Below are 7,957 nucleotides of genomic sequence, written 5' to 3' on the forward strand. Positions count from 1 at the left end.
ACCGGGCTGGATATCAGGTGTCTACCTAACAGGGGTCAGGTCCCTGTAGCCACGTACCTCTACTACACAATCAACAGCACAACAAACACGCCACTACACGCGCTATTTCACAGCACTACAGGATTACCGCTACACAAAACAACCGCTCTAATTCTTCGATTTTCGCTGAATTAGAGCGGTTTTAGCGCTGTCTCTGGGCACTGACCCCGGCGACACCCGGCTAGGCCGCTACAGGGCCGTACAAGGCGTGTGGCGAGCTGCTACAGCTCCATGCCACCATCGCGGTCGCGCTGTTGCTGCTGGCGGCGCTTGTTGGTTCGTTCCTGAGCACGGCGGCGTGCGGCGGTCCGTTCCTGCTGGATACGCTGCTCAACAGCAACCCGATACCGCTGCTTCATCTCAGGGTCGTTATCGAGTTCGACATGCAGGAAGTCCCGGTCTACGTGGGAAATCTCTTGCAGAGACTGCGTTGCCTCCTCGATAATGATGGCGGCTTCCTCTTCTGCAGCTGCGCGGCGCGCTTCGAGGCTTTCGGTGAATGCGCGTTTCTCCGTGTCAAAGGCTTCACGCTCACTGTCCAGGGCTGCACGTTCGTTGGCCAGCTGTTCACGCTCACGCGTGGCCTCGCTGCGGATGGCCACAGCATCACGTTGTGCTTCGCTACGAGTGCTCTCAGCGTCTCGTGTGGCCTCGCTACGGGTCTTTTCTGCGTCTCGCTCGGCTTCCTTGCGTGCTTCGCTGCGGATCGTTTCAGCCTCCTGCTCTGCACGCTTGAGCTTGGCCTCTGCAGCGCTGTTGACCTCTTCGGCACGGTCCAGCAGCTCATCTGCTTGAGCTTCGGCCAGCCCTACTGTCTGCTCAGCCGCAGCCTGTGCATCGCTACGGATCTGCTCGACGTCCTGCTCAGCCTTCTCGCGTGCTTCACGCAACACACGCTCTGCAACCTCGCGAGCCTGCTGTTCAGCGTTCTCCTGTACACTTCGCGCTGCTTCACGGTCCGCCTGGGCCTGTTCCAGTTCTTTTGCTGCTTGCTCGCGGTCACGATCAATCGCGTCCATGTCGCGGTGTACGGAACGGCGCTTGACTTCTACTTCATCCTCGCGGTTGGCAAGGTCGCGTTCACGATCCTGCTGCTCCGTGTAGCGGTCGAGGTTTAGGGATTCATCGTGACGTTCGGAGACTTCCAGTTCTACTGGGTAGCCGAGCGCGTGCATGTGTTCACGGAGTCCGCGCTGCGCGTCGATCATTTTTTGATTACCCGAGATCTGTTTACCCTTTTTTGGGCCAGATTTGTACCTGACCGAGGTGTCAGTGTTGTACGCGATACCTGGCCTACAGCGGAGCTTTGACGGATCATCGGGCTTCGGGGAGAAGCTATCGGCCTGGAACTGGCTATGCGGTGTGCTCTCGTCAAAATTCATATCCCCTCCGGCCACAGCATCGATGCCGCCGGGGATGAAGTTCTCGGCAAGCCAACGCATTGCCTCTTCGAAGTATTGTTTCGCTTCCTCGTAGTCGCGTGCGACATAGCGCGGACGTTTTACTTCGCGCCCGTCCACCTCACTGGTGTAGAAATCCGGGATTTCTTTGCACATCGATTTCGGTGGATTCAGCTTCGGCTGGGGCCTCGACGACGCGGTTTCTACCGAGGATGTTGTGAAGCACCTCCGCGACAACAGCCCGAGCCTGCAGACCATCCTCCACGGCCCGAGCACCAGTACCTGGGGTGGGCACAACCTCGCCGGCGGTCTGCGCCGCGTCATGGCGAAGTGTGGCTACACCGATATCAAGAGCTTCCAGAAGGTGGATATCACCCTCTCGAGCTAGCTGCGCACTTTCGCGGCCGACAACGCCCGGTGGAACTTCAATGATCCCCCGGGCGTTTTTCATGTCTACGGGGTGAGGCGTATGTCACAGCCGATTCATCTTGACTCTCCTGTAAGTCCGACTAAAGTTTGTCCAGAATAAAAAGTACGTCTAGGCGTAACTTATGGAACAGCCTTGGCGAATGCATTTTCAGGAAAGGAAAACTCAATGGTTCGGTCGGAAAAGCGGGAGTCGCGATCCGCACTGTTCGTGGCAGCAGCCGCGATGATGGCGATGATTCTCGCGGCGGCGCTCACAGCGTGCGCGCCGGAGGAGGATCGTGCAGACGGCGGAAAGCCGAAAGTGCTGACCACTTTCACTGTGATCCAGGACATCGCCCAGAATGTCGCGGGGGAACACTTGACTGTGGATTCTTTGACGAAGCCGGGGGCGGAGATCCACGGCTACGAGCCCACGCCGGCTGATATCCGCCGCGCGTCGGATGCCGACCTCATTCTGGATAACGGCCTGAACCTGGAGAACTGGTTCGCGCAATTCGTCGAGGACGTCGACGCGCCCCACGTCACCGTCAGCGACGGCGTGGACCCGATCGACATCACCGAGGACGAGGGCGCGGGCAAACCGAACCCGCACGCGTGGATGAGCCCGGTCGAGGTGGAGAAGTACGTGGACAATATGGTCACCGCCTTCAGCGAACTCGATCCGGACCATGCTGAGGACTTCAAGCAGAACGGCGAGCAGTACAAAAAGGAGCTGCAAGAGGTCCAGGACGGCATGGTCACTGAGTTGGCGAACCTGCCTGAGCAGCATCGCGCACTGGTGACGTGCGAGGGCGCATTCTCCTACATGGCACGCGACGCTGGTCTGGAGGAACGGTTCATTTGGGCCGTGAACTCCGAGAATGAGGCAACTCCGCAGCAGATCACCCGTGCCATCGAATTCGTCAAGGAGAACGACGTGCCGGCCGTATTCTGCGAGTCCACGGTCTCGGACGCACCGATGCAGCAGGTAGTTGATGCAACCGACGCCACCTTCGGCGGCACTCTGTACGTCGACTCCCTTTCGGAGAAAGACGGTCCGGTTCCGACCTACCTCGACTTGATCAAGCACGACGCCGACGTGATCACGCAGGCGTTGACGGGTAAGAAGTAGGTGTCACGGTGCAACAGGAAACGTCATCAGCCGCGGCGGCCGTTTCGTCGAATGCGACTCCCGCGATATCCGTGCACGATGTCACCGTTCACTATGGGAGCGTGCTCGCGCTCGACGGTGCATCCCTCGAGATTGCGCCGGGACGCGTGTGCGGACTCGTCGGAATGAATGGATCCGGGAAATCTACGCTATTCAAAACGATCATGGGGCAGACCCGGCCGGATTCCGGGACCGTCGCCGTCAACGGAGATGACCCCGCGGTTGCCCGCCGCACCGGTGTGCTCGGGTACGTGCCTCAGCGCGAGGCAGTGGACTGGGATTTCCCGGTCAGCGTGCGGGAGGTGGTCATGATGGGTCGCTACGGACAACTCGGTTTCACGCGCCGGCCTCGCCGGGCTGATATCGAAGCCGTCAACCATGCACTCGAGCGTGTGGAGCTCACGGACTATGCCTCACGTCAGATCGGTCAACTTTCCGGCGGCCAGCGGAAACGCGCCTTTGTTGCCCGGTGCATTGCCCAGGGGGCGAGGATCATGCTGCTGGACGAGCCTTTCGCGGGCGTCGATAAGCGCAGCGAAGCGACAATGACCCGGCTGTTCCGCGAGCTTGCAGACGGCGGTGCCACCGTCTTCGTGTCCACGCACGACCTCCCTGCGTTACCTGAGCTGGCTGATGAAGCGATGCTGCTCAACCGGCATGTGCTCATGCACGGCTCGCCCAAGGATGTCCTGCAACCCGATAATCTCGCCGCTGCCTTTGGACTGGATGTGATGAAACGATGATCTCTTTTCTTGTCGACCCGTTCGCCTACGACTTCATGGTCCGCGCGTTCGCCACGAGCCTGATTTCCTCCATCGTGTGCGCGGTGCTGTCGTGCTGGCTGGTCCTCGTCGGCTGGTCGCTGATGGGCGATGCCGTGTCCCACGCAGTGTTCCCCGGCGTGGTGCTGGCGTATATCGCGGGCGTTCCCTTCGCTCTCGGGGCAGTGGTCTTCGGCTTCCTCGCCGTGGGATTGATCGGTGTCGTGCGTGATACGAGCCGGGTCAAAGAAGACGCTGCGATCGGAATCGTCTTCACGACGCTCTTCGCGTTCGGGCTCGTGCTCATCTCCGTCACGCCCTCGCACACCGACCTCAATCACATTATCTTCGGTAACCTGCTCGGCGTCTCCAAAGCTGATCTCGTGCAGATCCTCGTTTTGGGCGTGGCCACGCTGGCCGTGCTCGTGCTCAAGCGCCGCGATTTCACGCTTTTCGCTTTCGATCCCGTGCATGCTCACGCGATTGGTCTGTGGCCGAAGCTGATTGGGGCAGTGTTGCTCGCCCTGCTCGCGCTCACCTGCGTGGTGGGGCTGCAAGCCGTCGGGGTGATCCTCGTGGTGGCGATGCTGATCATTCCGGGTGCGACCGCGCACCTTTTGACCGACAGTTTCGGCCGCATGCTGCTGATCGCTCCTGCGGTGGCCACCGTATGCTCCGTCGCGGGGCTGTACGCGAGCTACTACCTCGACGCTTCGCCTGGCGGACTCGTGGTCATGGCGCAGGGGATCGCATTCCTGCTGGTGTACCTGTTCAGCCCGAGCCAAGGGATCGTCACAGCGCGTGCGCGCCGGGGCGGAACGGCACGGCTAATTGGAGACGAACAGCGCATCGGTAGCGGTGCGGCCGAGCGGAACTGAGTTCTTTGCCCCGTCCACCTTCACATCGAGCGACTCGGAAAACGGTGCGCCTTCAGTGACCGTGAGGACGGCGCCGACAACGATGCCATTCTCCTCGAAAAACTTCAGCAGGGTCGGGTCCGAATCGGAGATCCGCTCGACAGTGACCGTCGTCCCCGCTGCACCGGCGCCCGCCCCAGCATCCGTGAGGCGGCATGCGTCCAAAGCGGGCACCGTACCGTCGGCGGTCGGGATCGGATCCCCGTGCGGGTCGCGGGTGGGGTGGCCGAGCAGCTTGTCCAGCCTGTCCACCAGGTAGTCAGAGACTGCGTGCTCTAAGTGCTCCGCTTCATCGTGCACTTCGTCCCACGTGTACCCGAGAGTCTCCACCAAGAACGTCTCGATGAGCCGGTGGCGCCGAATCATGTCCACTGCGTACCCGCGGCCCTTCTCGGTCAATTCCACCGAGCCGTACGGGGCGTGCACGATCAACCCCTGTGCGGCGAGCTTGCGCACAGCATCCGAGACCGACGACATCCGCAGCCCCGTCTGCTTCGAAATCAGGGTTGCCGTCACGGGTTCCGCTGACCATTCCGTGAGACTCCAGATGACCTTCAAATAGTTCTGGGTCGAAGTGGATAATTCGCTCACCGACATGCGTTCAACTCTACTTACCTTCCGGGAGCACGCTTATCGACGCCGCCCTGAACCGCTAATCCGCCCTGCACAGTCGCGACTGTTCAGTCTATCCAGGCCATGAGTTAGACTCTGAATCCGTGACTACCACCTCGAATGCACCAGAGCAGACCCCACCCGCAAACGCTCACCCGCGCCCCGTCCTCGTCGTGGACTTCGGCGCGCAATATGCGCAGCTCATCGCACGACGCGTGCGTGAGGCCCGGATCTATTCGGAGGTCGTTCCGCACACGATTTCCGCAGAAGAATTGAAAGCCAAGGACCCGGTGGCTCTCGTGCTCTCCGGTGGTCCCTCATCCGTCTACGAGGACGGTGCTCCGCAGCTCGACCCGGCAATTTTCGAGCTGGGGCTGCCCACCTTCGGCATTTGCTACGGCTTCCAGGTGATGACTCAGGCGCTCGGCGGCACCGTGGCCAAGACCGGCTCCCGCGAGTACGGTCGCACCGCAATGAACGTGCGCGGCGGCGTACTTCACCACGGCCTGCAGACCAACCACCCGGTATGGATGAGCCACGGCGATTCCGTCACCGAGGCACCAGCTGGCTTCGAGGTCACCGCTTCATCGGAAGGCGCACCAGTCGCCGCATTCGAAAACGCTGATCTATGCATGGCCGGCGTCCAGTACCACCCGGAGGTCATGCACTCGCCGCACGGCCAAGAGGTGCTCACGCGCTTCCTCACCGAGATCGCAGGCCTCGAGCAGACCTGGACCGCCTCCAATATTGCGGAACAGCTTATCGACGCAGTCAAGCAACAAGTCGGCCCCAACGGCCGCGCCATCTGCGGCCTGTCCGGCGGCGTGGACTCCGCTGTCGCTGCTGCACTGGTCCAGCGCGCAATCGGTGACCGACTCACCTGTGTCTTCGTCGACCACGGCCTGCTGCGTCAGGGCGAGCGCGAGCAGGTCGAGACCGACTTCGTGGCTGCTACAGGCGCGAAGCTGGTCACCGTCGACGAGCGCGAAGCCTTCCTGGGCAAGCTCGCTGGTGTCACCGAGCCGGAAGCCAAGCGCAAGGCTATCGGTGCAGAATTCATCCGCTCCTTTGAGCGTGCCGTTGCTGGTGTGCTCACCGAATCTGGTGACGACGCACCCGTCGACTTCCTCGTTCAGGGCACCCTGTACCCGGACGTTGTCGAGTCCGGCGGCGGATCCGGCACCGCCAACATCAAGAGCCACCACAACGTCGGTGGCCTGCCTGACGATGTCGAATTCGAACTCGTCGAACCCCTCCGCCTGCTGTTCAAGGACGAGGTCCGCGCCGTTGGCCGTGAACTCGGCCTGCCCGAGGTGATCGTGAACCGTCAACCTTTCCCGGGCCCTGGCCTGGGTATTCGCATCATCGGTGAGGTTACTGAGGAGCGCCTGGAAACCCTTCGCGCAGCCGATGCGATCGCTCGTGAGGAGCTAACCAAGGCTGGCCTCGACGACCAGATCTGGCAGTGCCCGGTCGTCCTGCTTGCCGACGTTCGCTCCGTCGGCGTCCAAGGCGACGGCCGCACCTACGGCCACCCGATCGTCCTGCGTCCAGTTGCTTCCGAGGATGCCATGACCGCTGACTGGGTCCGCATCCCGTACGAGGTGCTGGAGACCATTTCCACCCGCATCACCAATGAGGTTGAGGACGTCAACCGCGTCGTGCTGGACATCACGTCCAAGCCGCCAGCCACGATCGAGTGGGAGTAACCAGCTTTTAGCGCTGACACCCAGGATTTAAGTGCCAGCGCTAAATAGTTAGTGCTAAATAGTTGATGCTAAATAGTCAGCGGATCTCGATTACATAGCTGCCTCAGGTGAGAATTTTTACCTGGGCTTTTGGAGCGAAGCTAAGGCCCCGATGTAATCGAGATCCACTCGTTTTATTTGTAATGCACTCCAAGCGAAGGTGGCGGCGTTGGCGTGCGCTGATGCAGAAGCCACCACGCGACAAACCCGGTGAAGATTCCTGCCAGCGGCGCTAATACTGCCCTGGGATCCGTGCCCAGCGTGACGGACGGGAAGAAGATCAGCAATCCGATCAACAACAGCCAGCCTGTGCTGCGGTCTCTGAGCACAACAGGACTCAGACGTTCTTTCGGTGTGAAGATCGCCTGTGCGGGGGATGTCTGCGTGCCAAAACGCGGCATGGTGAACCAGCACAGCAGGTACAGGAAAATGCCGCCGCCGATGATGAGCGCCAGCACAGCAAAAACGACGCGGACGAAGGTCACATCGACGTTATAACGCGCACCGATGCCCTCACAGATGCCACCGACTAGTGGGTTGCCACCTTGTTCTTTGGGGATCCGTGGCGGGCGCGTGTCCCACATGGCCTGAAACGAGCTGTTGGTGTCCATGGCTCAAGTATGCATTTGGCGGGCAAAGCTCGCTGGCTAAATGGCACGGGTCTAGGGGGAGGATCGAGAGATCCTTGCATGAAACCTGAATTCGCTGGCGTAGACAATGCCGCTGGCCTCTTTGAAGTCCCTGTTCAGGGAGGTTTCGCCGCCTTCGATCTTCGTCAGCGCGTCGAGTAGCCTCGTTGTGATTTCAGGTTTCTTCCTAAAACCTGAATATCGGCACTGCTTGTGTACTGGTTTGTGCACTTAAGGCCTGAAGCGTCCTGGGTTTAGTTCCTACCTCAGCT

7 protein-coding genes and 1 pseudogene are annotated in these 7,957 nt (G+C 60.7%); 5 read left to right on the plus strand and 3 right to left on the minus strand.

The features are described from left to right. Window positions 1–260: 260 nt before the first annotated feature. Window positions 261–1,595, minus strand: a complete 1,335-nt coding sequence (locus HMPREF2698_RS11920; protein ID WP_070516674.1) for a coiled-coil domain-containing protein — start codon at window positions 1,593–1,595, stop codon at window positions 261–263. An 88-nt stretch (window positions 1,596–1,683) separates the two neighbouring features. On the opposite strand from HMPREF2698_RS11920, the pseudogene HMPREF2698_RS13660 reads away from it, so the two are divergent. The 4 genes and pseudogenes from HMPREF2698_RS13660 to HMPREF2698_RS11935 form a co-directional block, all read left to right on the plus strand. Next, window positions 1,684–1,827: pseudogene (locus HMPREF2698_RS13660) on the plus strand (GuaB3 family IMP dehydrogenase-related protein); the annotation flags it as partial. 273 nt (window positions 1,828–2,100) lie between these two features. Beyond that, complete coding sequence (locus HMPREF2698_RS11925; protein ID WP_232745304.1) at window positions 2,101–2,979, plus strand: metal ABC transporter substrate-binding protein; 879 nt, start codon at window positions 2,101–2,103, stop codon at window positions 2,977–2,979. Between the two features lie 8 nt (window positions 2,980–2,987). After that, complete coding sequence (locus tag HMPREF2698_RS11930; RefSeq protein WP_070516670.1) at window positions 2,988–3,761, plus strand: metal ABC transporter ATP-binding protein; 774 nt, start codon at window positions 2,988–2,990, stop codon at window positions 3,759–3,761. Continuing rightward, window positions 3,758–4,657, plus strand: coding sequence for a metal ABC transporter permease (locus HMPREF2698_RS11935; protein WP_070516668.1), 900 nt, complete (start codon window positions 3,758–3,760; stop codon window positions 4,655–4,657). The genes HMPREF2698_RS11930 and HMPREF2698_RS11935 overlap by 4 nt, the downstream gene beginning before the upstream one ends. Here the strand turns inward: HMPREF2698_RS11935 and HMPREF2698_RS11940 are convergent. After that, the gene (locus HMPREF2698_RS11940; protein WP_070516666.1) at window positions 4,607–5,293 is read right to left on the minus strand and encodes a metal-dependent transcriptional regulator; all 687 of its coding nucleotides are present in this window, start codon (window positions 5,291–5,293) and stop codon (window positions 4,607–4,609) included. The genes HMPREF2698_RS11935 and HMPREF2698_RS11940 overlap by 51 nt on opposite strands. Before the next feature lie 119 nt (window positions 5,294–5,412). Here HMPREF2698_RS11940 and guaA point away from each other — a divergent pair, with 119 nt between their 5' ends. Then, window positions 5,413–7,017 (plus strand): glutamine-hydrolyzing GMP synthase, encoded by a 1,605-nt coding sequence (gene guaA, locus HMPREF2698_RS11945; protein ID WP_070516664.1) that lies wholly within the window; start codon window positions 5,413–5,415, stop codon window positions 7,015–7,017. Window positions 7,018–7,190: 173 nt separating this feature from the next. Here guaA and HMPREF2698_RS11950 read toward each other — a convergent pair whose 3' ends face one another. Next, on the minus strand, window positions 7,191–7,667 hold the full coding sequence (locus HMPREF2698_RS11950) for a PspC domain-containing protein (protein WP_070516662.1): 477 nt from the start codon (window positions 7,665–7,667) through the stop codon (window positions 7,191–7,193). Window positions 7,668–7,957: the final 290 nt, after the last annotated feature.

This window comes from Corynebacterium sp. HMSC072A02, from assembly GCF_001810085.1.
GTDB classification, from domain to species: domain Bacteria; phylum Actinomycetota; class Actinomycetes; order Mycobacteriales; family Mycobacteriaceae; genus Corynebacterium; species Corynebacterium hesseae.

Coding starts and splice junctions, on each gene's coding strand:
- HMPREF2698_RS11920 (WP_070516674.1), bottom strand. CDS start 1,595: ATGTGCAAAGAAATCCCGGATTTCTACACCAGTGAGGTGGACGGGCGC.
- HMPREF2698_RS11925 (WP_232745304.1), top strand. CDS start 2,101: ATGATTCTCGCGGCGGCGCTCACAGCGTGCGCGCCGGAGGAGGATCGT.
- HMPREF2698_RS11935 (WP_070516668.1), top strand. CDS start 3,758: ATGATCTCTTTTCTTGTCGACCCGTTCGCCTACGACTTCATGGTCCGC.
- HMPREF2698_RS11940 (WP_070516666.1), bottom strand. CDS start 5,293: ATGTCGGTGAGCGAATTATCCACTTCGACCCAGAACTATTTGAAGGTC.
- HMPREF2698_RS11950 (WP_070516662.1), bottom strand. CDS start 7,667: ATGGACACCAACAGCTCGTTTCAGGCCATGTGGGACACGCGCCCGCCA.